This window comes from Paucilactobacillus nenjiangensis, assembly GCF_008632615.1.
GTDB classification, from domain to species: domain Bacteria; phylum Bacillota; class Bacilli; order Lactobacillales; family Lactobacillaceae; genus Paucilactobacillus; species Paucilactobacillus nenjiangensis.
Window position 1 is genome coordinate 1707909 of sequence record NZ_CP043939.1, and the last position, 25201, is coordinate 1733109.

The following is a 25201-nucleotide window of genomic DNA, read 5'->3' on the forward strand; positions in this document are numbered from 1 at the left end:
CGAAAATTTAAAAAAACACAAAGACTGGTATATGAAATTCACTTACATTTTGCAAGCGTTTTTCGACAAAGTGCCTGGTAGCCATTTTCAAATGTACAAAAAAAAGAACTTCGTTTAAAAGTTCTTTCGTTCATATTTATTGAACAGTTACTGATTTAGCTAAATTACGTGGCTTGTCAACATCCAAGCCCTTACCTAAACTCGTGTAATAAGCCAACAGTTGTGCTGGTACCACACTAAGTAACGGTGTTAGTAATGGATCGACATCTGGTAATACAATCGTATCATCAGTTTGTGATAAATGTTTGGTAGCGATGGTAATCACACTAGCGCCACGAGAAATAACTTCTTGTAAATTGCTTCGTGTGAGTCCTGCCGTCCGGTCTTGGGTGATAATCCCGATAACTGGAGTTTGTGATTCAATTAACGCAATTGTACCGTGTTTTAATTCACCAGATGCAAATCCCTCTGCTTGTACATAAGAAATTTCTTTCAACTTTAAGGCAGCTTCCAGTGCAACCGACCAATCAGTTCCACGACCGATGTAAAATGCATTGCGTGGTGTAGCTAAATAACGAGAAGCGACAGATTCAAGCTTTTCTTTACTATCGACAATGGCTTGCATCCCCACGGCCACGAGACTTAATTGTTGTTTCAAATCAAAATCAAGTGCTTCTTGGTGTTGGAGGTATTCGCCAATTCCTTTTGCCAAGACTGCTTCGACAGCTACTTGAGCAGTATAGGCTTTGGTGGATGCCACTGCAATTTCAGGGCCTGCATATAAAAGCATCGTAAAATTAGCTTCTCGCGATAATGTCGATTTTGGTACATTCGTAATCGTCAAACTTGGCCAACCTTGCTTTTTAACATTAACTAACACTTCTCGACTATCAGCAGTTTCACCACTTTGAGTTAAGAAGATAAAGAATGGCTTTTCCGACATGATTGGCTGATCATAGGCAAATTCTGAAGAAATATGCACTTCAGTTGGAATGCCAGTCAACTTTTCAAACATTTTGGCGCCTACTAAGCCAGCATGATAACTGGTACCTGCCCCAATGATATAAATTCTATCTGATTGCTTGATTGTTTCTAACATTTTTTGGTCGATAACGGGGGAACCGCTTTCATCCAAATAAGTTTGCACAATCTTGCGCATGACTGCTGGTTGTTCGTCTACTTCTTTTAACATATAAAATGGATAAGTGCCCTTATCGGCAGCACTCGCATCCATATCTACACGGAAAGTATCACGTTTTTTCTCGTTGCCATCAAAATCAGTAATCAACACTTCTTGTGGTTTCACAATCACAATTTCTTGATCTTGAATTTCCATAAATGTGTGTGTGCGCTTCAACATTGCCATTGCATCAGACGACACCAAATTGAAGCCCTCACCAATTCCAACTAGCAATGGGCTTTTGTTCTTGGCCACGTATAATGTATCTGGCGTTTCCCGATCCATCAAAACAAACGCATAAGATGAATCATCACTAATTAAATGCAACACCTTTAAAAAGGCTGCCTTGGTTTCCATATGATATTCCACTACAAAACGATCAATCAATTGAACAATCACTTCTGTATCGGTCTCACTCTTAAATTCAACCCCAGCTAAATATTCAGCCTTTAGTTGCTTGAAGTTTTCAATCACACCATTGTGTACTAAATAGAAGCGTTCGTCATTTGAAAAGTGTGGATGAGCATTTTCTTCGCTTGGTACACCATGTGTTGCCCAACGCGTATGTCCAATCCCAGCTAACCCTTGAACTTCAGGAGTTAATGCTGCTTTTAAGTTGGCAATTCTGCCGACTCGTTTAACTAAATAATCAGTTCCTGACTCATCGTTAACATAAATTCCAGCAGAGTCATAACCGCGATATTCAAGTCTTTCAAGACCCTCGATTAGTATTGAAACGCTTTGATTTGTTCCCGTTACACCCACAATTCCACACATATGCATTCCCGTCCTTATCCGAATCTTTTCTTAATTGGTATAGATTTATTTTCGAGTTTTATTAGCTCTTAACATAAAACATATTAGCGATTTCGCAATTAATTGTCAACTAATTAAAAAAATTGGTCTATTTCTAGACCAATTCTTTATTTGCGACTTCAACAATTCTCTGCACATATGCATGAACTGCTTCTTTCGTAGGGGCTTCAGCCATGATTCGTAATAATGGTTCGGTTCCACTTGGTCGAACTAACACACGACCATCCCCGGCCATGTCATCTTCGACCTCGCCAATAATCTTCAATAAACTAGCGTTGGTTAAGGCAGCTTCTTTATCAGCTACTTTAACATTCACGAGTTCTTGTGGATATTCGGTCACGTCACTAGCAAGTTCTGATAGTTTCTTACCAGTTTGCTTAACGACTTGCATTAACTGTAACGCGGTTAACATCCCGTCTCCAGTAGTATTGTGATCAATAAAGACAATATGTCCAGATTGTTCGCCACCTAAGTTATAACCGTTTTTGATCATCTCTTCAACGACGTAACGATCTCCAACCTTAGTTTTCACGCTAGTCATACCTGCTCGCTCAAGTGCTTTATACATTCCTAGATTGCTCATCACCGTGGTGACAACTGTTCCTTTTTTCAAACGACCAGTTTCATTTAAATATTTACCACAGATATACATGATTTTATCACCATCGACAATGGCACCATTTTCATCCACTGCGATACAGCGATCTCCATCACCATCAAAGGCCACACCCATTTGCAAACCTTCATCTACCACAAATTTTTGCAAATGCTCTGGATGCGTTGAGCCACTTTCAACATTGGTATTCAAACCATCTGGTGAAGTTGAAATAGTATGGAAATCCACATTTAAATCAGCAAATAATGAAGAAACGTAGCTGCTGGTGGCACCATTAGCGCCATCTACTCCCACCGATAAACCAGTTAAATCATTAGGAATGGTTTGTTCCAAAAATTGAGTATATTTTAAAGAGCCTTCACGGTAATCTGATACGCGTCCTAGTCCTTGATCAGATGGGCGAGGCAAATCATCAACTTCGGCGTCTAGCAATTTTTCAATTTCTAACTCAATTTCATCAGATAACTTAAAGCCATCATTCCCAAAAAATTTAATACCATTATATTGAATCGGATTATGCGAGGCGGTAATCATTACACCTGCATCAGCTTCTTGAGCTCTAACCAAGTAAGCCACACCAGGTGTTGTGACAACTCCAAGGCGGAGGACTTCAATCCCAACTGACAATAGTCCAGCAACTAAGGCACTTTCCAACATCTCACCTGAGATTCTTGTATCTCGCGAGATTAGTACTTGTGCTTGTTTGCGTTCCGAATGTTGAGTCAGGACATAACCACCTGCTCGACCTAATTTAAATGCAAGTTCTGGGCTTAAGTCTGAATTGGCTACCCCACGAACACCGTCAGTTCCAAAATATTTTAAATCCATTGTTTTCCTCATTTCTCAAAATAATCAAAGGTTGTCTTAGTTGAATGATGTTGAACTTGAACTGCTTGAACTACTGGACGACGAACTATTATCGTTCGCATTGCTTGATGCGTTACTATCATTGGATGACTCGCTATTACTGTCATTAGAACTCGAATCTGACTCACTACGGGTAATCGGAATGTTGACCGTCGTCGTTGATGGCGAAATCACCACATTAACCGTATTCCCGTTTGAATCGATTGCCTGCAAGGTCACCTTACGTGACAAGTCAGATTTAGTATCTTTAGGGACGGTAATTGAAGCAACAATGCGATTAATCTTACTAATTTCATCGGTTGCCCCAGTAACTTTCACTGACTCAGTTGATGAAGTGGCTTTACCAACTTTATAGTTACTTGCCAATTGGTCTGAATCCACTTGAATATTCACTGGCATTGTCACCGTTTTACGGGTCGCAATCGTGACGGTAATATTATCTGGATCAATCGAATAGCTCAAGTCTTTATTGATTCCTGTTTCTTTTAATTTAACTTTGTGTGTTCCTGTCCCTAACTTACTCAAATCAGCTGAAATTTTAAAGTTTTGCGTGTTCGAAGTTGTCGTGACTAATGCTGAAGGGCCTGTGATTGTAACCTTTACGTTGGCTGGGTAACCAGTCACAACGTATTTATCACTATCTACATTAACATCCAATGGTACCGTAATTGTCTTTTTCATCGTGGAAGTCAATGTTGAACTATTGCCACTACTGCTATCACGGACATTTTGTAACTTTTCACCATTCACGTAAACAAACAATAAAATCGCCAGTACAAGTGAACTGATTCTTAAAAATGTATGGCTTTTGAAAAATAGCTTCGTTATCTTATCATACATTGCGACCACCACCTTTAAAGACTCGCTCAATAAAACTAGCGACTGTGGCTTTATTATCGTCCTCTGGTTTGTATAGTTGTGTTCTCAAAAATTTAAGATACATTTCTTGATCCATATCACGATATAAATCATTGTCCTTGGTGATTGAAACCTCACCAGTTTCTTCTGAGATTACCACGGTCAAAGCATCCGTGACTTCACTTATCCCAACCGCAGCACGATGTCTCGTTCCCAGCTCTTTAGGAATTAAATTACTTTCTGAAAGAGGTAGATAAGCCGCCGCTACTGCAATTTTATTATCTTTGATAATCACCGCTCCATCATGTAAAGGGGTATTAGGGATAAACGTATTGATAAGCAACGCGCCGGATACGTCTGCGTTCATTGGAATCCCAGTTTCAATATATTCTTCCAGACCAGTTTCCATTTGAATGGAAATCAAGGCCCCAATTCTACGCTTTGACATATATTGAATTGCTTGATCAAGTTGTTGAACTAACTGTTCCTCGTCTTCGTTTTGCCGTTTGTTACGAGTTAACACCGTTCCACGCCCAAGGTGTTCCAACCCACGACGAACTTCAGGTTGGAAAATAACAACCATGGCAATTACGCCCCAGTTAATCACTTGGTCCATGATCCATGAAACTGTGCTGAGGCCAAAATACCAACTAGCTAATTTGACCACGACAATTACTAAGATACCCCGAAACAATTGAACTGCTCGCGTACCGCGTAACAGTATCATCAATTCATAGATTAAAAACCAGACTACTAAAATATCAAATAATCTGATTACATTTTGCCATGTCAGGATTGAACTCCAGTCTATCGACATTTTTATACCCCCAAATTTAGTTCCTGAACTATTATATCACGTACTATCAGTGAATATTGGTCGAATAGAAGATTAATTAAGTCAAAATAAATAAGTAAACTAGTGGTTTAGATAGAAAACTTTTGTTACGCTACTATTAAAGAAGGGAGAAAATATGGCACATATTTCAATGCAGTGGAAAATTAGAGGATTCTTCCTTGTTGACTTAATTATTTTAGGCTTTCTTGCCGAATCTCCCTTTAATTTTCTCGTTTTAAACACATTTTTAGGTTACGTTCCAATTGAACTCGCCTTTCAAATTAAAAAAATTAAATCGGTCAAATCACTCCCGTTCTTACTATTTTTCGTAATCTGGCTCGCTTTTTATCCAAATGCGCCTTATTTAATGACAGATTTATTTCATCTCTCATTATTAAATCCACACGATTACGCCAATGGACTCTTAAGTAACAGTCCCAGAATGTGGTTAGACTTTGGCCTGCTAATGGTTAGCATGTTTGGTGCTCTCTTGATAGGAACGTATGAATTAAACGTAATTGCCCAGCGAATTAATCAAGCCTTCCGTATAAAATTTATTTGGGTATTACCCACCATTTTAATGGCTGCTTCTGGAATTGGCGTCTACATCGGTCGGTTCTTGAGAATTCATTCATTATATCTCTTTTTAACTCCCACTTGGTTCATCAAACAAATCTTAAATATGTGGAATTTGCGAATGGTATTCTTCGTCACGATTCTCACAATCGTTCAGTTAGCCGTTCTTTGGTTACTAAATGAAATCAAAAAAGCAGACTAATCGTCTGCTATTTTTATGATTGAATTTTCTGAATAATTCAAATATTGACGTAATTTTTGAACAGTTGCGATTGAAATCCGATCTCCATCTCGTAGTTGCACAATTCCTTGTCGTTGCGCATTAACTGCCTCAAATCGAAGCAATTCCAAATCTAATTTATATTTATCCGCTAATTTTAACTTCGGATGTTTACTATGTTCGATTTTATTTCGGTAATTAACAATTAAATGGTATACCGAAGTACGGTCGATTTCTTGACCATTTTCTTTGGCATCGGCTACATATTTTGATAAGGCCTTAATGGCTGCCTTGCTAGTTTCAATATCAATGGTACGACGTTTTTCTACATCCGTATCGCGGTTAATGGCCCATCGACTAAACCAGTGCATTAATCCTGCCACTCGCGTTTTTAATTTACGCCAAGTCCACCAAATATTAGGATCTTTCAAATCATGAGCCAAATGATGTTCGACCTGATCAACTCGCTTCATCGATTGATAATAATCATTAGCATTGATTACCTTTTTTTCGAGCAAGCGTTGCAGAGCATGACGTTCAGCCTCATACCCTACTCGCCGCAATTCCAGTTCGTGTTCTAATGTTTTTGCCAGAACCTCATCGGTTTGATTACTCCATTGCAAGCGCCGCATTAGAATTTGATAATTCAAAATTAAGTCGTACGCTGCTTGTTGATTATAATCCCGACGATGTTCTTCAATGGTTTGAACTGCTAGCTGCATCAAGAAAAATTTAGCCTGTTCCTCTGTCAGATAATTAGGTTGTTCAACTTCATCATCGTCATCTAAGTCCTCATCATCAGTTTCGTCTTCATCGTCGTCTTGATTACTCCCACGAGTTTCAAATGGAAAATCAACTTTCGTAAAAATTGGAATGAATAAGGCTGCCACGACTAAGCTGACGATAATCACTCCGGCTGCAATGAATAGCATCAAAGAACGGGCGGGAAATTGCTGCCCACTTTCAATCACCAAGGGAACGGACAGCACCCCGGCCATCGTAATTGCACCCCTGACTCCGGATAATCCAGCTAAGAAGGCTGACTTAACACTAATTGTCTCACGACGTTTTCTGAAGTATTGGAAAGTTTCATAAACTAAAATCCAGCCAACTCGAATGAACAGTAATATTAGCCAAGCACCAATTACATAGCCAAACAGGCTGAAATTATTATAGCTTTCACTCTTCAGCGAGTCCGCTGTCGCAATTGGCAATTCAATGCCCAAAATAACAAACACAATCCCGTTTAATAAATAAACGACTAACGACCAAGTTCGTTCACTCACGACGTTCATTTCTGGCCGATCATCGACAATTTGTAAACTACGCGTATGGATAAATATACCTGCGGCAACCACGGAAATAACACCAGAAGCATGGAAAACTTCTTCCGTAATCATATAAATGATAAATGGTGCCATCAAACGAAATGCGACATCAAAAATTACATCTTGAATTCCCTGATTATGTAAAAATTCATGCAGGACTTCGATTACTAACATCAGGACAACTCCGGAGATTAAACCCACGATGGCCGTGTACAAAAAATCTCCAGTGGCGTTGACAATCGAAAAGTATCCGGTGGTGACAGCTGCAACTGCATACTTGAAACCAATTAGTCCTGAAGCGTCGTTAATCAAACTTTCACCACTGACCAAATGCAAAATATTTGAATCCAATTTTGCTTGTTTGGCAATTGATTGCACGGCCACTGGATCAGTCGGCGATAAAATAGCTGCCAAAGCAAAGGCCACGTACAGTGGAATATCAGGCACCAATAAATAAATCAAATAACCACCGAGTAAAGTCGTCACAAAGACCAACACAATGGCATTTGCGAAAATCGGTCCTTTTAGTTTCCAAAGTTCCTGTTTGGGAAATTTTCGACCATCATTAAAAAGCAGTGGTGCGATAAACAACAGTAAAAACCAATCTGTCTCCAAAGGCACTTGAACTTTAAACAATAAAGCCACTAATAATCCTAACCCGATTTGAATCAAACTATCCGGGATGATTTTTAAATAATGCGCAAACACTTTTGAAATTAGTACGAGAAATATTAATAATAATACTTCTTCTAATATCAGCATAAAACTCCTCCCCTCAATTTAAAAAAATGGGACAACCTAAATTGTTCCATTTCACTCAACGTCCAATCACTCTCACTTCTGTTTCCAGATGTACTTGAAATTTGTCAAAAACCGTTTCTTGAACATGTTTAATGACATCCAAATAATCTGTGGCCGTACCGTTACCAATATTAATAATGAAGCCAGCGTGCTTCATTGAAACTTGTGCGCCACCGCTGGTATAACCTTGCAAGCCAGCATCATGAATTAATTTGCCCGCAAAGAAACCTTTAGGGCGTTTAAATACACTCCCACATGAAGGCCATTCCAATGGCTGTTTCTCTGCACGACGAGTATTAAAATCATCCATTTTAAACTTAATCGTGGCTTTCTCACCTGGAACTAACGTAAAGGTGGCATCTAGAATCACACCACCAGCATCTTGAATACTACTATGTCGGTAACTGAAATCTAATTCAATTGCATCCAGAACCGTGATTTCTCCAGTCGTGCTTAAAACGGTGGCCGAAGTAACAGCTTGACTGATTTCTCCACCATACGCTCCAGCATTCATAAAGACGGCCCCGCCGACACTACCGGGAATCCCCGCAGCAAATTCCAGTCCACTTAAACTCTCATCCAAAGCTTTTTCACTGACTGAAATTAATGCCGCGCCGGCTTGTGCAACAATCGCATCTGATTGCACTTCAATTGTATTCATCTTAGTTAAAATAATCACCAAGCCTGCAATTCCGCCATCCCGGACAATTAAATTACTAGCATTGCCAATAATTGTCGTCGCCAAATCATGCTGGTTTGCAAATTGAACCAAGCGTTGCGTTTCAGCAACAGTAGTTGGAAAAGCCAACCAATCCGCTGGGCCACCGGTATCTGTATTGGTATATTCAGACAAAGCTGCGTTGTGTATAATTTCAATTGTTGGGAATGCTTCTATGATTGCTAATGCCATTGAAAATCCTTCTTCATTAATAATTTTGTTACTTTTAATTGTATCATGAAATGCCGGTTTCTGGGTATTCGTTTAGAATTGTTAATCGCAATTAAAAAACATACTAAAAGTAGTATGTTTTTTGTCTCAAATAGGCTCTATTGCATCACAGTTTGGACATCTTGTACTGCCACCTGTCCAGCCGCCAATCGAGCACTTGGTACCCGATAAGGTGAGCATGAAACATAGTCAACGCCTAATGACTGACAAAAGGCAATTGAGTCTGGATCACCACCAACTTCACCACAAACTCCAATTGATAATTCAGGTTTGGTTCGTCGACCCCTTTCAATTGCAATTTGCATTAAGGCTCCAACTCCATCTTGATCTATCGTTTGGAATGGATCTTTAGTGATAATTTGTTGTTCTTCGTAGACGCCAATAAAGTGACCAATATCATCACGTGAGAAACCAAACGCCATTTGAGTTAAATCATTGGTCCCGAAACTGAAGAAATCTGCCGATACCGCAATTTGGTCTGCAACTAAGCAAGCACGTGGCACTTCAATCATTGTACCAATATGATAATCCATTTCTTGTCCTTGTTCTTCTAAAAATTCATCGATTGTATCGACCAATAGTTGTCTTAAAAGATCCATTTCATTAGACGTCCCAATCAGAGGCAACATGATTTTAGGCGTAATCGCGTGTCCTTGTTTTAGTTGAACGGCCAACGCACTTTCCATAATTGCCAAAGTTTGCATTTGATAAATTTCAGGATAAGTTACCGCTAATCGACTACCACGATGGCCTAACATTGGATTAACTTCTACCTTAGCTGCAATACGACGTTTGATTTCGTCGGTACTAATTTGTAAATCTTTTGCCAACGCAATTTGGTCCGCTTCTTCGTGTGGCAAGAATTCATGCAATGGTGGATCCAATAACCGAATCGTACATGGTCGTTCTTGAGCCAATTCGAAGATAGCTTTAAAATCCGCCAATTGTAACTCTTTTAATGCTGTTAAAGCTACTTGGCGATCACTTAATTCATCCGCTAAAATCATCTCGCGCATCTTGAATAAGCGTTCAGGACCAAAGAACATGTGCTCAGTCCGCACTAACCCCAAACCTTTCGCACCAAATTCAAAGGCAGTGGCTACTTCCTTAGGTGTTTCTGCATTAGCCCAAACATCAATCGGCGCAATTTCATCACACCATTCTAGAATCGTATTCAAGGCCGTTTGTTGTTTGCCGGTTTGTTGTTTGAGTGCTCCCTGGTAAATCCGCCCCGTATGACCATCAACAGAAATCGTTGACCCTTCTTTTAGAATCTGGCCATTAAAGTTTGCCTGTTTTCGTTCTGCGTCAACACTCAGTTGTGAACAACCAACTACACAGCAACATCCCATTCCACGGGCCACCACAGCTGCGTGAGAGGTCATACCACCTCGACTGGTCACAATCGCTTGACTAACAACCATCCCATCAATATCTTCCGGAGATGTTTCTTGTCGAACTAAGATGACACTTTCTCCAGCTTCATTTGCCCGTTGAGCTTGTTGTGCATCAAAATAAATGGTCCCTGTAGCTGCTCCTGGACTAGCGGGTAAGCCACTAACTAGCATTGTTGCTTCTTCCAAAGCTTTCGGATCAAATACAGGATGTAACACTCCTTCAATCATTGCTGGTTTCAAGCGTAAAATGGCTGTTTGCCGGTCAATCAGTCCCTCCGTAACCAAATCAACTGCAATTTTAAAGGCAGCTTGAGGCGTTCTTTTACCATTTCTAGTTTGTAATACATATAACTGCCCATCTTCAATGGTAAATTCCATATCTTGCATATCTTTATAATGAAGCTCTAATTGGTTTGCTAAGCCTTTGAATTGTTCATAAATAGCTGGTAATTGATCTGATAGTGTTGAAATTGGGTCCGGTGTGCGAATTCCGGCTACGACATCTTCACCTTGGGCATTTAATAGATATTCGCCAAACAAACCTGCCTCGCCTGTGGCTGGATTCCGGGTAAACGCAACCCCGGTCCCACTCTTGCCTTGATAGTTACCAAAGACCATTTGTTGAATATTCACAGCTGTTCCCATCGTGGCATCAATTTCATGGAGACGGCGATAAGTTTTAGCACGTGAATTTAACCACGATTTAAAGACTGCCTCGACCGCCAAATTTAACTGTTCTGTCACTGATTGGGGAAATTGTGCATTATCTGCACTTTGATAAAGCGCTTGATATCTTTGAATCAACTGTTTCAAATCAGCAAGTGACAAATCAGTATCATTCTCAACTTGTTTTTCACGTTTCAGGGCTGTTAATTCTGCCTCAAAAACAGATTTTTCGATGCCGTAAACAACATCCCCAAACATTTGAATTAATCGGCGGTAGCAATCGTAGGCAAACCATGGGTTATGGGTCTTACGTGCCAATCCGTCGACGGTTTGGTCGTTGAGTCCTAAATTCAAAATTGTATCCATCATCCCCGGCATTGAAATGGGCGCGCCACTTCGAACTGATACTAATAATGGCTGATCTGGATTACCAAATTGACGATCAGTTTTAGCTTCTAGTCGTTGAAGCGCTTTCATTAATTCGCCTTCTAAAAATTCACCATCTGGTTGGTCTGCATTTAAATAACGACGACATGCCGCCGTCGTAATCGTAAATCCAGCTGGTACTGGTAGACCCAAGCGAGTCATTTCCGCTAAATTAGCCCCTTTTCCACCAAGTTCTGTATTCGTTAACGTTTGATCTTCAGCAAAAGCGTAAATATATTTCATGTCGTAGCCTCCAATTTTTTATTGAACACCAACATCATATAGTGTGACACAATAAATGTCAATAGTAGGACCTATTTATTTAAATAAACCGCACTATTGCACGAACTTAATTGCAAATAGGCCGTCATTATTTTATAATAAAGGGATTAATATCAGGTAAATGAAGGAGCTATGATGGAATTATCCGCTCGACAAAAACAAATTATTCAAATTGTCCAAAAGAATCAACCAATTAGTGGCACTAAAATTGCGAAACAACTGAATTTATCTCGTGCTACTTTACGTAATGATTTCGCGATTTTAACAATGACGGGGATACTAGATGCGCGTCCCAAAGTTGGCTATTTTTACGTTGGTCATGAGGTTACTCCACTGTTAACTGATTACTTATATAAAATTTCGATTGATAAATTAATGATTGAACCAGTCCTAATTAACAAAAAAACCACTATTGATGAAGCCGTTACCCAACTTTTCATGCATGATGTGGGTTCACTTTACGTCGTTGATCAGCAAAAACGGTTACTTGGTCTCTTATCGAGAAAAGACTTATTAAGAGCTACCATGAACGCTGTCAATACAAGCACAACACCAGTTGCCTTAATTATGACCCGCATGCCAAATGTCATCACCATTACAGAACATGCGACCGTTTTACAAGCTGGCCAACGATTAACAACTCACGAAGTTGATTCACTACCAATTGTGGCTGCTGATAATGTGACAGTGATTGGTAAAATTACTAAAACCATCATCATGCGTTATTTCATCGAAGAAGGTTTACACATTTAGGATTGCATAAAAAGCGGACCGACGCTTAAGAAAGGCGCGGTCCGCTTTGACTGAATACTGTTTAACTTAGATGTCCATTAAATAATCTGTCCCAATTGCTTTATTACATGATTTAACGTAGAATTGCTATGTTAAAAAACATCAGGAGGAAAACTATGAACTTTGTTGCCATTGATTTTGAAACAGCTAATGCTAAACGATATAGTGCCTGTTCTGTGGCCTTGACAGTTGTTCGCGAAAATAAAATTGTGGATGAATTTTATTCCTTAATTAATCCGCCAACTGATTTTCACTGGCGTAATATCCAAGTCCATGGAATTCACGCCGCTGATGTCGTGAATGCGCCAACTTTTACTGATATATGGGGCCATATCAATTCTTTCTTTGATGAAAACAAATTAGTAATTGCTCATAATGCACCGTTTGATAATAGTGTCATCAAGAGTAGCTTAGATTATTTTGGAATTGAACGGCCGAAATATTTAACTTTAGATACAGTGAAAACCAGTAAACAATTTTTCCCAGATTTTCACAACCATAAACTTGACACAGTTTGTAATGAACTAAATATCACCTTAGACCATCATCATAACGCACTGGATGACAGTCAAGCTTGTGCTAACATTTTGCTTTATCAAGCCAGTCACTTTGGTATTCAGCCAATTAAACCATTTGTCAAAACAGCTAAATAAGACCCAAAAATCACCCCAAAATATTGAGGTGATTTTTTGATTAATGATCCAGATCTAACGTCATCATAAATGATTTTCGTTCAGTACCTTGGCCATCTTTAACCGTTTCGACTTGTTTAGGTTTAAAGCCCATTTTACGATAGAGCCCAACCGCAGGTGTATTATCAGCAATCACTGACAAGGTAAATTGTCTTAGTGGACTAAAGTGATCACCCCAATAAATTAATTCATCTAATAATGCAGTCCCTAAGCCTTGATGATAGTATCGCTTCAAAATTGCAATTCCAATCTCACCCGTCGGTTTACCATCCAATTTTGACACGGTAGCGATTCCAATCATTTCACCAGCGTCTAGCGCTAGTAAAACTAAGTTATCATCAGTTTGGCCAATCTGCTCTAAATTATCAGCTTCTTGATTAACCGTGAGGGCATCAAAGTTTTCAATCGTAAAAAACGATGACTCAGCTTGCAGTAATCTCAATAATTGTAAAACTTTGGCAGCATCGTCAGGCTCTGCGGCTTTTAATTCAATTTCCATTATTTAGGTCCTCAATAATCTTTTTAAAATGGTATCCATGTGGTACAAAAGTAACCCGGCGTTCAGTTTCAATATCAGTGCGGCGAAAATTCACAGACAGATAATCGTGAGGTAGTTCGTCTTCAACAAACTGGGCCCATTCGACCACACTAACCCCAGGACCATCGAAATATTCATCTAACCCAAGTTCTTCTCCACCACCGTTTTCTAAGCGATATACATCCATATGATAAAGTGGCAAACGTCCACCTTGATATTCACGAATTATGGTAAACGTAGGGCTTTTAATTAACGCATCAATCCCAAGTCCTTCCGCCAAACCTTTGGTAAAGGTTGTTTTGCCGGCACCTAAGTCTCCATTTAAAACTAAAACATCCCCTGGTTCCAAACAATCTGCTAATTTTTTGGCAAAATTCATTGTTTGTGTACTATTTGTAAATGTAATTTCCATTATTTCACCTTAATCATTAAATAAGCGAACCGATTTTTAAGTATCGATTCGCTTAATGTTTATTAATCTAATGCTTGAGCAGCTGTAATCAATGCTACTTTATAAATGTCTTCTTCACTGGCACCCCGTGATAAATCAGAAATCGGTGCATTCAATCCTTGAAGAATAGGTCCAATGGCTTCAAAGCCACCAAAACGTTGGGCTATTTTGTAGCCAATATTACCTGATTGCAAGTCTGGGAAGACAAAAACATTCGCATGTCCAGCAACTTTTGAACCTGGTGCCTTACGTTCGCCGACACTTGGAACAAAGGCAGCATCAAATTGAAGTTCCCCATCAATTGGCAAATTAGGTGCCAGACCTTGTGCAATTTCAGTTGCTTCTGCCACTTTGGTCACAACATCTGCTTTTGCGGAACCCTTAGTTGAAAAGCTAAGCAAGGCAACCTTTGGGTCAATATCAAATAATTGAGCCGTTTCAGCACTTTGCAAGGCAACTTCGGCCATTTCTTGTGCACCCAATTCAATATTGATAGCACAATCGGCAAAGACATAACGTTCGTCACCTTTTTCCATAATAAAGGCACCACTGATACGAGAATTGCCTGGCTTCGTCTTAATAATTTGTAAGGCGGGACGAACAGTGTCACCAGTCGCATGAACAGCACCAGAAACCATGGCGTCAACTTTGTTCATGTAAACCAACATCGTTCCAAAATAGCTCACATCACCAATCATTTGCGCAGCTTGTTCAGGAGTTGTTTTACCCTTACGGCGTTCAACTAAACTGTCAATCATGGCTTGTTTGTCATCATACGTAGCTGGATCGATAATTTCGATTCCGGTTAAATCAAATTTATTTTGAGCAGATACTTCGTTAATTTTAGCGGTATTACCCAATAAAACTGGCTCTACTAACCCATCTTTTTTAAGGCGAGAAGCAGCTCCTAAGACACGTTCATCTTCACCTTCAGGAAATACAACTCGTTTGTTTTGACCCTTAACTTTTGATGCTAAGCCTGTAAATAAATCCATATCTATCACTCCATCTAATTTATTATGAAACAATTATTTTTCTTCCACAGATTCTGGAAGCTGCCAATCAATTTCTTTTTCTCCTAATTGCCGAAGGTCTGCATTAACTTTAGAAAATGGTCGTGACCCAAAGAATCCACGATATGCCGAAAGCGGACTAGGATGTGCTGATTCAATCACCATATTTTTGGTAGTATCAATCAGCTTCACCTTTGCTTGCGCTGCTTTACCCCATAAAACGAAAATCACGGGTGTATTTCGAGCTGACAATGCCATAATCGCGGCATCTGTTAACGTCTCCCAACCTTTCCCTTGGTGAGAAAACGCCACTCCATCTTGTACTGTCAGAACAGAGTTCAATAACAATACTCCTTGGTCAGCCCAGTGTTTCAAATAACCATGATTAACTGGTGTAAAGCATAAATCATCTTTCAATTCTTTGTAAATATTGCGTAATGATGGTGGTATCTTCACGCCTGGTAAAACTGAAAAGCTTAACCCATGCGCCTGAAAATTTTCGTGATACGGGTCTTGACCCAATATCACCACCTTGGTTTGATTAAACGAAGTCCATTCAAATGCTTCAAAAATTTTATCTTGATCAGGATGGATATTTTTTGTGTGATACTCATCGCTGATAAACTGACTTAAGGTTTGAAAATATTCTTTATGAAACTCCGGCTCCAAAACCGACCACCAATCATTGGTAATAAATGGTTGCATATACAGCACCTCATGACAATTCTAGCATAATAGCCCCGAAAATGATATCGCGAACAAAGCGTGGTAGAATATAAACAAATCCAATCAAAGCGAGGTGTCAGCATTGCGTGACTTATTTATTCGCCAACATTCTTCTGATTTGCGTGGGGCCAGTGTCGTCAAAGACGAAAATGGCGAATCCCTGTATTTAGTGATTGGAAAATGGGGCATCCAAAAAGATGTTATTTCCGTTTATTCCATGCAAGGCGAACTGTTATCTGAAATTAAACAGCTCACCCTCGGAATGCTACCCAAATTTGCAATTTTCAAAGGCTCAGAACAAGTTGGTACAATCAGTAAATCATTTGGCTTTTTCCGAGAAGTAATTTATATTCGAGGCTTAAATTGGATTATTGTTGGTAATACCCTTCGAGAAAGCTATCGTGTTTATCATGGATCGCAATTGATTTTCTCGTTTCATCCAGAAGATGACAATAATTTACAGTTTAACCAACTAACGGTCTGCAGTGAAGAATATGAAGCCTTGTCAATTGCCGTTGCGTCTGTTTTAGACCACTGGGCACGACGCGATAATTTTAGAATTATGACAGTCCCACCAGTTCCAAGTCCTAGATTTAGAAATTCAGAAGCTTTTTTCAATCATCCAATGAAAATTAAACGTATCAAAAAGAGTGATAATCCGTAATGGGTTATCACTCTTTAATTTTACCGTTTCAATTGACATCAATAATGTTTCATCACTCGTTCAATTTGACGGTTTTGATCGCGTTTCTTAATAGTTTCACGTTTATCATACTCATGTTTACCCTTAGCAATGCCTAATAATACTTTTGCATACCCTTTTTTGATATACATCTTTAAGGGAACTAATGTGATACCTTGATTGGTTAACTCACCAGTCAATTTACGAATTTCTTTTTTATGCAAAAGCAATTTTCGGTTACGTAATGGATCATGATTGAATTGGTTGCCTTGATCATATGGACTGATATGCACATTCATCAACCATGCTTCATTACCTCGAATCTGAGCATAACCATCCTTGAGCTGAACACGTTTGGCACGGACTGATTTAATCTCAGTTCCCGTTAAAACCACTCCAGCCTCATAAGTATCAGAGATTGAATAGTCATGACGGGCTTTCTTATTTTGGGCAACTAAATTATCATCGTTTTGTTGCTTCTTTTTGGCCAATTTGAATCACCTCACTTGTAATCTAGTGTGAATCTCTTGGTGACTTTCGTGCTTGTCCTCGATTGATTTGACGATTATTTTGTTCGCCATTATTACGAGAAGTATTGTTACTACGGTGTCCATTGTTATTATTACTATTGCTGTTGCGGTTACCATTAGAATGGTTGCCATTACGGCTGTTACTATTACGATTATTGCCGTTACGGTTTCCTTGGCCACCGCGGCGACCCCCGCGACGATCGTCTTGACGTGGAACGCGGAGTTTAGTCAATGGTGCTTCTGCTGGGTCTACAAGTTCAAAGTCAATTTCACGTTGATCCTTATCCACCCGTAACAGCTTCACTTTGACCGGTTGACCAATTTGGAAAATGTGATGGAATTTACGACCAACTAATGCTAAATGTTTTTCAACATATTCGTAATAATCATCATTCATCACACTGATATGAATTAGACCTTCAACCGTGTTAGGTAAGGAGATAAAGAGTCCAAACTTCATAACGGAACTAACCACAGCGTCAAAAGTTTCACCGATGTGGTCTTCCATAAATTCAGCTTTCTTCATGCTATCTACTTCACGTTCCGTGTCAATTCCACGACGTTCTGTGACAGATGTATGCTCTGCAATTTCAGGTAACTGATCACGATATTTTTCTTTAGCCGCGGCGTCAGTACCATGTTTTTCGTACCACTTAATTAAGCGATGTACCGTCGTATCTGGGTAGCGACGGATTGGTGAAGTAAAGTGAGTGTAAAATTCTGCGCCTAATCCAAAGTGACCTAATGAGTCCTCTGAATAACGCGCCTGTTTCATACTTCGAAGCATCATCACTTGAACCATTTGTGCTTCAGGTGTGTCCGCAACATCCTTCAAGACATTTTGTAACATCTTAGGTTTCAAGTTATTTGGATCACCCTTAACGTTAATTCCAAAGACACTAAGGAATTCAAAGAAATTATTTACTCGTTCACCATCTGGCGTTTCATGGACACGATATAAGAATGGTACTTGGAGTTTTTTAAAGTGTTCAGCAACGGTTTCGTTGGCCGCCAACATAAATGATTCAATCATACGTTCTGACAAACCACGTTCACGCAATTCAATGTCAGTTGGATGGCCATTTTCATCAACAATGATTTTAGCTTCTGGCGCATCAAAATCAATTGCACCCCGGCGTTTACGGCTCTTCAAAAGAATGCGGTGTAAATCACCCATTTCTTCAAACATTGGCACAAGTTCTTTATATTCATCACGAGTTTTTTCATCATGAGCTTCCAAAATTGCATTGACTGCTTTGTAAGTCATGCGCGCGTGAGACTTCATCACACTGGTAAAGATTCGATGGTTAACAACTTGTCCCTCAGCATTAATTTCCATTTCACAACTCATCGATAGACGTTCAACATCTGGGTTCAATGAACAAATTCCATTTGATAAACGACGAGGTAACATTGGAATTACTCGGTCAGTCAGATACACCGATGTGCCACGATTAAAGGCTTCACGGTCAAGCGGTGTTCCTTCTTGAACATAGTGGCTCACGTCAGCAATATGAACCCCTAAATGGTAATTGCCATTATCCATTTTCCATGCCACGACTGCATCATCCAAATCCTTTGATTCGATGCTGTCAATCGTTACCAGTGGTTGATCCGTAATGTCTTCGCGGCCAACTTTTTCTTCTTCAAGTACTGTTTCGCTAATCGCATTAGCCTGTTCGATGACATCTTCAGGAAATTCGTGAGGTAAATCATGTGCATAAACAGAAGCCAAGATATCAATTCCTGGTTCGTCTTTCGCACCAATAACTTGTTTAGCTACACCAATCATGGTTTTAGGTGCTTCATTAGTTGGATATTCTGTCACATCTGCAGTGACAATTTCTCCATCGGTTGGAACTAAGCCTTTATCAGTAACCATAAACTTGAAGGTTGCAATCTTCTTATCTTTTAAGACGACTTCACCGACAAAATTAGCAGTTTTGTTCGACTTAAATTCACCCACCACTTGTGAATAGTGATGAGTTACAATTTTTTTAACGGTTCCTTCAGGTCCTTGAGACTTATCGGGACGACCTGGACGAATGATTTCAACCTCGACTTCATCACCATTCAAAGCATGCATGGTGTGGTCAGGATTAACATAGATATCTGGTTCGTCCGGATCATATGCGACAAATCCAAAGCCCTTATCATTACCATGAAAAACACCAGTTAAGGCATTTTGTTTTACAACGGCTTTGAACTCACCACTGTCGGTCACTTCAACTTCACCGTCACGTTCTAATTGGGCCAGGGCTTGAACAATTGGCGTAAATTGTTCCGCTGCAGCCATATCTATTTGCGAAGCCAACTTTTCAACTGAAAAACTTAGTTCAGAGTTGTCATGCAAATGTTGGTTAATTTTTATTTTTAAATTACTTTCTGTCATTATCTACCTCAAATATTTTTGCTAAAAATTTACGGACATCACTTTCTAATTCCCGATGAGCCGAATTAACGGTAAGGACGTGAGTCGCATCTGGATAGAAATGAAATTCTACTTCTTTGTTTAATTCGATTAGGCGTTGCTTAAATGCATTTCCATTTTCAGGATCAATCATTTCATCTGCTCCGCCTTGAGCAATAAAGAATGGCACTTTAATCTGATTTAAATTATCTGCGACATTTTCTGTAAAGGTTTCAATCTCGTCTAATTGATTCTTAACGTTATCTTTAATCCACTGCAGTCCTTGCGCTTTTTCTTCTGCAGCTGTTCCCATTTTATCATATTTTCTTGCTGCCATTTTTGGAAATTCAACCGGTACGTTCGAACCACCAACGCGCACTACTGGAGAAGCAAAAGTTCCCCCCGCCACTAACTGTGGATAAGTCTCAAGCATTTTAGTAGTATAAATTCCACCCATCGAGAGACCAAAGATTGCAATTGACTGGTAGCCTTTATCTAACATAAATTGCACTGCATTTTGAGCATCGGTTTGCCATTGACTGGTCGATCCCTTACTCAAAACATCTCGAGGGTCACTCGTAGCATGACCTGTAAAGATGGGCGCATAGACGGTGTAGTCATCTTTTTCTAAGGCTCGACCCATCATTCTCATATCATTGCTACTACCCGCATAGGCGTGCAATAAAATTACTGCGTTTGGTCCATGTTCAAATAAAAATGGTTCCGGTTCTCGTACCATAAGTTAAGTTCCTTTCATAAATCAAAAAACCTCCTGTAAATTAACAGGAGGTTTTTTGTTTAGTGTGATGACAGATAAACTAATGCAATGGCTACAATGAAGAATATTGCACCCATAATTGTAGTAGCTACCTGCATGACGGCTTCAAATCCGCGCGCCTTTTTACGTGAAAATAAATCACCGGCACCACCTGTTAAAGCTGACATTGCATCATTACTCGTTTTAGCTGGTTGCATCATTACGCATGCAATCAATAATACACAAATTATCAAAAATGCTGTTAAAAGAATGTTATACAAGGAAAATTCCTCCTAATTTTGCCCGATACAAATACTACTGAAGTATAGCATATATCGCCGCACCATTCTACTTTTTTTACAGAATAGTCTTTGAGGTTTAACGAAATTTAACAATCCAAAGTACTCACAAGTCTGGATTTGGCAGATAAAATAAGGTAAATAAAAACTATATTTCTGAGCATACCCAGAAATATAGTTTATTGTAATTAATAATTATTTGTTGATTACGTCTTGACGAGCTTGTTCGCTCAAGTTGTAGAATGCGTTAATACCTTTGTATTCTGACACACCTTCAAGTTGATCTTCAATACGCATAAGTTGGTTGTACTTAGCAATACGATCAGTACGGCTCATTGAACCAGTCTTGATTTGTCCTGCATTAGTAGCAACAACTAAGTCAGCAATGGTTGTATCTTCTGTTTCACCTGAACGGTGAGAAACAATTGCTGTATATCCAGCTTCTTTAGCCATTTCGATAGCTTCCATTGTTTCAGTAAGAGTACCAATTTGGTTAACTTTGATAAGGATTGAGTTTGATGCACCCATCTTAATACCCTTAGCAAGGTATTCAGTATTAGTAACGAAGAAATCATCACCAACAAGTTGAACTTTCTTGCCAAGTTCTTTTGTGATAGTTGCCCAGTCATCCCAGTTGTTTTCGTCGATAGGATCTTCGATTGAAATAATTGGGTATTTTGTAACAAGGTCTTCAAGGTACTTAGTGAAGTCTTCAGTGTTGAATTCTTCACCAGTTGACCAACGAAGCTTGTATTTCTTGTCTTCGTCACTCCATAGTTCAGATGCTGCAACGTCAATAGCGATTGCAATATCCTTACCTGGTTTGTAACCAGCTTCAGTAATAGCCTTTACCAAATATTGAAGAGGTTCTTCGTTATTGGCAAAGTCAGGAGCAAATCCACCTTCGTCACCAACTGAAGTAGCTTTACCGTCAGCGGCAAGCAATTTCTTCAATGTGTGGAAAGTTTCTGAACCCATACGGATTGCTTCTTTGATTGAAGGAGCACCAACAGGCATGATCATAAATTCTTGGAAATCGACCTTGTTGTCTGAATGAGCACCACCATTGATAACATTCATCATAGGAGTTGGTAAAACGTGAGCGTTGAATCCACCAATGTAGTTGTACAATGGTTGTTCAAGTTCGTCAGCAGCTGCACGTGCAGCTGCAATTGAAACGGCCAAAATAGCATTGGCACCTAATTTACCTTTGTTAGGTGTACCATCAAGCTTGATCATAGCCTTATCGATAGCAACTTGGTCAGTTACTTCAAAGCCAATGATTTCTTTAGCAATGATGTCGTTAACGTTAGCAACGGCTTTAGTTGTACCCTTACCTTGGTAACGGTTCTTGTCGCCATCACGCATTTCAACGGCTTCATGTTCACCAGTTGAGGCACCTGAAGGAACGATTCCACGGCCTGCACCACCGGCTTCAGTATATAATTCAACTTCAACAGTTGGGTTACCACGTGAATCAAGGACTTCACGAGCATAAATATCTGTAATTAATGACATTATTGTATCTCCTCTGATTGTATAATTTTAAAAACTTTACATTTGTAATTGTATTATTTTGTGCAATTAAAAACAAGCCATTTGACGATAAATGTGACTACTAAATCCAAAAATGATTGGTAACACCGATTAAATATGCTAAAATTGTGCTCTATGTTTAAAAGGAGTCGTTTAATATGTGGCCTATCTATCTCAAAGGATTATTAATTAGTCTTGCCTTAGTTTGCTCAATTGGCGTTCAAAATATTTTTGTTTTTAACAATGCCATTGCAAATAAACTTAGTCGAAGTATTTTATTTGCCAGTTTTATCTGGATTGCTGATACTGCATTAACCGTCATCGCATTTTTAGGAATGGGTGCCATTATCAGTACTCATCCAGTCTTCAAAATTATTGTGATGGCTGTTGGTGGCCTAATGGTAATTTGGATTGGATACGGTATTATCAAATCCGCCGCCAGTTTTAAATTTGATTTAGCCCAGAACCAATTAACTACCAAGCGCGCATTTATCATGTCGTGGATTGTCACTTGGGCTAATCCACAAGCATTAATAGATACCAGTTTGATGTTAGGTGCCTTCCGCAGTACTTTAACTGAAGCATAAGTTTTACCGTTCATGCTTGGCATCGTGAGTGCCACGGCATTGTGGTTTTTTGGTATCACTTTAATTTTAAATTTCCCTGTTTGTAAAATTAAGTTAGAAATTTAAAAAGCCATTTGTGATAGACTTTTGAGTGTTGAAATCAAAAGAAAGGCTGATCACAAATGACCTATACTCATCTTACCATAGACGAACTCACTACAATTTATTCCTTTTGGAAGCTCAATAAAAAGGCTTACCGAGTAGCACCAGCACTCCACCGGAGTGCTGAAACCGTTTATCGCATCTATCGTTTTCTTGACGCTGGCGGTACGCTTATTGATTACCAACAACATTATCGACGGCACAAACAACATTGTGGGCGTAAGCCCATTCAACTATCCCCTGATGAACTGGTTTATATCCAAGCCAAAGATTTACCCATGCATGGTCAGCGTCACCCTAATGGGTACGTTGAACGACGAGGAAAAGCTGGGCAATTGGGCAGAGATTTAAAAACCCGTTATCAGGACTATCCTAATTTTAAACGAGAATTCGGTCATTTAGAAGGCGACACGGTTCAAGGCAAAAACCATCAGGGTGCCGTAACCACACTGGTTGAACGGCAGACCAAGGTCGCAATTGTTTTGAATTCACATACCAAGTCATCACAAAACGTCAATCGTAGTTTAGCAGCCTGGTTGACGAAGCTGCCACGCCACTTGTTTAAGTCCATCACGTTTGATAATGGTAAGGAGTTCGCCGGTTGGCGAACGATTGCTAACCAGTTTGATTTAAATATTTACTTTGCCGCTGTAGGAGCACCCAATCAACGTGGGTTGAATGAAAACACCAACAACTTACTTCGTAAGGATGGGTTGCACCATGATCTCATCATGGACCAGCTATCAGATGAATTTGTCCAGGCAGTTGCTAGTCGACGGAACCATATTCCCAGAAAAAGTCTCAATTATCAAACACCACTTGAGGCATTCGTAAATCAAATCACTGATGAGCAGCTAAAATTTCTAACTTAATTTGACATTTGAAGTTTATTAAAAGACAAATTACCAAATCAAGTTTTAGTCGCTATCAATGTTATTTCCGGGTTGATTGTGATGGGCTACGGCTTTTACTTAGGTTGGAACGTCTTACACTTTTTATTCTTTTAAAAAGGATTATCGCATTTTGCGATAATCCTTTATTTTTATTCAAATCCGTTTGTTGACATTGAAGCTTGATACAGTTTCACAACGTCGTCCGGGCTTAACTTAACGTAGGCTTTTTCAGATAAGTTAGCTTGGTTAACCGCTGAGGTAGCCATCTCTTCAAAATGCTCAGCACTGTTGATTCCGACATCTGGTAACGTGGTTGGCACCCCAAGACTCTTAACCCAATCATAAACCGCTTGGATTGTCTTCGAGGCAACCTCAGTATCAGAATCTCCTTGAATATTCCACACGTTTCGACCCGCTTTAGCCATTTTAGCATGCGTTGAGGGATCTTCGAAAACTTTTTTCATCCAACAAGGTGTTAAAATTCCTAAACCAACGCCATGGGTGATGTCATAAAAAGCTGACAATTCATGTTCAATGGAATGACAAGTCCAACTATTTTCGCGACCAGATCTAAATAAGCCATTTAATGCCATCGTTGCACTAATCATTAAACTACCGCGCGCATCATAATTTTCAGGTTCAGCGATTGCAATTGGTGCATATTTAATGACTGCACGCATTAACCCTTCGATCATATTGTCCATTGGTTCAGTCATTGCTCGATCAAAATATTGTTCCGTCAGATGAGAAAAAATATCAATTGAGCCCGCAGCAGTTTGATATTTAGAAACTGTAAACGTCTGAGTCGGATCCAAAAATGAAACGGCCGGCGTCTTAGGACCAAAAGTTCCAATTTTTTTGTTCAAATCTGGGTTAGAAATCACGGCTGCATTATTCATTTCAGTCCCTGTAGCGGCAATAGTCAAAATATCAACAACCGGTAATTGATCTAAAGAGTTGCGTTTTTTGGCATCCACTACTAAATCCCAAGGATCACCTTGATAGAAATAAGCTGAACCGATTACTTTAGAAGCATCAATGACAGAGCCCCCACCAACAGCCAAAATTACATCAGTATTCAGCTTTTGCCTTAAGCGTTGGCCTTCAAGGACTTAATCAATTTTAGGATTTGGTGCTATCCCAGGTAATTCTGTGACCTCCAGCCCTTCCAAAGCTTTGATAACTCGTTGATATAGTCCAGATTTCTTGATAGAACCTCCACCGTAAGTTAACAATACTCGATTACCGAATTTTGCTACTGCATCGTGGAGCTCGTTATCAATGTGATTCTGACCAAATCTGATATCGGTCGTATTTTGAAACGTAAAATCATTCAT

At 39.4% G+C, this 25201-nt stretch carries 22 protein-coding genes and 1 pseudogene; 6 read left to right on the forward strand and 17 right to left on the reverse strand.

Annotation, left to right across the window (positions count from 1 at the left end; translation table 11 throughout):
- Nucleotides 1–136 precede the first annotated feature (136 nt).
- The 4 genes from glmS to cdaA all read right to left on the reverse strand — a co-directional run bounded on the left by glmS (nt 137) and on the right by cdaA (nt 5154).
- Entirely contained in the window at nt 137–1957 is a 1821-nt protein-coding gene (gene glmS / locus F0161_RS08830) for a glutamine--fructose-6-phosphate transaminase (isomerizing) (protein ID WP_150204343.1), read from the reverse strand.
- Between the two features lie 133 nt (nt 1958–2090).
- Nucleotides 2091–3440 carry a phosphoglucosamine mutase gene (gene glmM, locus F0161_RS08835; protein WP_150204344.1) on the reverse strand — a complete coding sequence of 450 codons (1350 nt, stop codon included), beginning with the start codon at nt 3438–3440 and terminating at the stop codon, nt 2091–2093.
- Nucleotides 3441–3476: 36 nt separating this feature from the next.
- Nucleotides 3477–4319 (reverse strand): CdaR family protein, encoded by an 843-nt coding sequence (locus F0161_RS08840; RefSeq protein WP_150204345.1) that lies wholly within the window; start codon nt 4317–4319, stop codon nt 3477–3479.
- Nucleotides 4312–5154, reverse strand: a complete 843-nt coding sequence (gene cdaA / locus F0161_RS08845; RefSeq protein ID WP_137602176.1) for a diadenylate cyclase CdaA — start codon at nt 5152–5154, stop codon at nt 4312–4314. Before cdaA ends, F0161_RS08840 begins: the two co-directional genes overlap by 8 nt.
- A gap of 154 nt (nt 5155–5308) precedes the next feature.
- Here cdaA and F0161_RS08850 point away from each other — a divergent pair, with 154 nt between their 5' ends.
- A complete protein-coding gene (locus F0161_RS08850; RefSeq protein ID WP_137602175.1) occupies nt 5309–5950 on the forward strand; it encodes a DUF1361 domain-containing protein in 642 nt (213 codons plus the stop codon).
- Here F0161_RS08850 and F0161_RS08855 read toward each other — a convergent pair.
- The 3 genes from F0161_RS08855 to ppdK all read right to left on the reverse strand — a co-directional run bounded on the left by F0161_RS08855 (nt 5947) and on the right by ppdK (nt 11778).
- Nucleotides 5947–8058, reverse strand: a complete 2112-nt coding sequence (locus F0161_RS08855) for a cation:proton antiporter (RefSeq protein ID WP_150204346.1) — start codon at nt 8056–8058, stop codon at nt 5947–5949. The genes F0161_RS08850 and F0161_RS08855 overlap by 4 nt on opposite strands.
- A gap of 55 nt (nt 8059–8113) precedes the next feature.
- Nucleotides 8114–9007: a UDP-N-acetylmuramate dehydrogenase gene (murB, locus tag F0161_RS08860; protein ID WP_150204347.1), complete on the reverse strand. Its 894-nt coding sequence runs from the start codon at nt 9005–9007 to the stop codon at nt 8114–8116.
- Between the two features lie 137 nt (nt 9008–9144).
- The gene (gene ppdK / locus F0161_RS08865; RefSeq protein ID WP_150204348.1) at nt 9145–11778 is read right to left on the reverse strand and encodes a pyruvate, phosphate dikinase; all 2634 of its coding nucleotides are present in this window, start codon (nt 11776–11778) and stop codon (nt 9145–9147) included.
- 174 nt (nt 11779–11952) lie between these two features.
- Between ppdK and F0161_RS08870 the strand changes: the two genes are divergently transcribed.
- Nucleotides 11953–12570, forward strand: coding sequence for a helix-turn-helix transcriptional regulator (locus F0161_RS08870; protein ID WP_150204677.1), 618 nt, complete (start codon nt 11953–11955; stop codon nt 12568–12570).
- 155 nt (nt 12571–12725) lie between these two features.
- The gene (locus F0161_RS08875) at nt 12726–13262 is read left to right on the forward strand and encodes a 3'-5' exonuclease (protein ID WP_150204349.1); all 537 of its coding nucleotides are present in this window, start codon (nt 12726–12728) and stop codon (nt 13260–13262) included.
- Between the two features lie 40 nt (nt 13263–13302).
- Here the strand turns inward: F0161_RS08875 and F0161_RS08880 are convergent, their stop codons facing one another.
- From F0161_RS08880 to F0161_RS08895, 4 genes are all read right to left on the reverse strand, one after another.
- Entirely contained in the window at nt 13303–13800 is a 498-nt protein-coding gene (locus tag F0161_RS08880; RefSeq protein ID WP_150204350.1) for a GNAT family N-acetyltransferase, read from the reverse strand.
- Nucleotides 13790–14251 (reverse strand): tRNA (adenosine(37)-N6)-threonylcarbamoyltransferase complex ATPase subunit type 1 TsaE, encoded by a 462-nt coding sequence (gene tsaE, locus F0161_RS08885; protein WP_150204351.1) that lies wholly within the window; start codon nt 14249–14251, stop codon nt 13790–13792. Before tsaE ends, F0161_RS08880 begins: the two co-directional genes overlap by 11 nt.
- A gap of 62 nt (nt 14252–14313) precedes the next feature.
- Nucleotides 14314–15285 carry a phosphate acetyltransferase gene (pta, locus tag F0161_RS08890; RefSeq protein ID WP_150204352.1) on the reverse strand — a complete coding sequence of 324 codons (972 nt, stop codon included), beginning with the start codon at nt 15283–15285 and terminating at the stop codon, nt 14314–14316.
- A gap of 33 nt (nt 15286–15318) precedes the next feature.
- The gene (locus F0161_RS08895; RefSeq protein ID WP_150204353.1) at nt 15319–16008 is read right to left on the reverse strand and encodes a uracil-DNA glycosylase; all 690 of its coding nucleotides are present in this window, start codon (nt 16006–16008) and stop codon (nt 15319–15321) included.
- A gap of 103 nt (nt 16009–16111) precedes the next feature.
- Here F0161_RS08895 and F0161_RS08900 point away from each other — a divergent pair, with 103 nt between their 5' ends.
- Nucleotides 16112–16693 (forward strand): LURP-one-related/scramblase family protein, encoded by a 582-nt coding sequence (locus F0161_RS08900; RefSeq protein WP_174795644.1) that lies wholly within the window; start codon nt 16112–16114, stop codon nt 16691–16693.
- Between the two features lie 38 nt (nt 16694–16731).
- Here the strand turns inward: F0161_RS08900 and smpB are convergent, their stop codons facing one another.
- From smpB to eno, 5 genes are all read right to left on the reverse strand, one after another.
- The gene (gene smpB / locus F0161_RS08905; RefSeq protein WP_137602166.1) at nt 16732–17202 is read right to left on the reverse strand and encodes an SsrA-binding protein SmpB; all 471 of its coding nucleotides are present in this window, start codon (nt 17200–17202) and stop codon (nt 16732–16734) included.
- 22 nt (nt 17203–17224) lie between these two features.
- A complete protein-coding gene (gene rnr, locus F0161_RS08910) occupies nt 17225–19633 on the reverse strand; it encodes a ribonuclease R (protein WP_150204354.1) in 2409 nt (802 codons plus the stop codon).
- Nucleotides 19620–20390: an alpha/beta hydrolase gene (locus F0161_RS08915; RefSeq protein WP_137602164.1), complete on the reverse strand. Its 771-nt coding sequence runs from the start codon at nt 20388–20390 to the stop codon at nt 19620–19622. The genes rnr and F0161_RS08915 overlap by 14 nt, the downstream gene beginning before the upstream one ends.
- A gap of 59 nt (nt 20391–20449) precedes the next feature.
- Entirely contained in the window at nt 20450–20689 is a 240-nt protein-coding gene (gene secG, locus F0161_RS08920; protein WP_137602163.1) for a preprotein translocase subunit SecG, read from the reverse strand.
- A 213-nt stretch (nt 20690–20902) separates the two neighbouring features.
- Entirely contained in the window at nt 20903–22225 is a 1323-nt protein-coding gene (eno, locus tag F0161_RS08925) for a phosphopyruvate hydratase (RefSeq protein ID WP_137602162.1), read from the reverse strand.
- 176 nt (nt 22226–22401) lie between these two features.
- Between eno and F0161_RS08930 the strand changes: the two genes are divergently transcribed.
- Both F0161_RS08930 and F0161_RS08935 read left to right on the forward strand, forming a co-directional pair.
- A complete protein-coding gene (locus F0161_RS08930) occupies nt 22402–22830 on the forward strand; it encodes a LysE/ArgO family amino acid transporter (protein ID WP_150204355.1) in 429 nt (142 codons plus the stop codon).
- A 161-nt stretch (nt 22831–22991) separates the two neighbouring features.
- Nucleotides 22992–23843, forward strand: a complete 852-nt coding sequence (locus F0161_RS08935; RefSeq protein ID WP_150204356.1) for an IS30 family transposase — start codon at nt 22992–22994, stop codon at nt 23841–23843.
- 170 nt (nt 23844–24013) lie between these two features.
- On the opposite strand, the pseudogene F0161_RS08940 reads toward F0161_RS08935, so the two are convergent.
- Nucleotides 24014–25201 (reverse strand): annotated as a pseudogene (locus F0161_RS08940) (iron-containing alcohol dehydrogenase).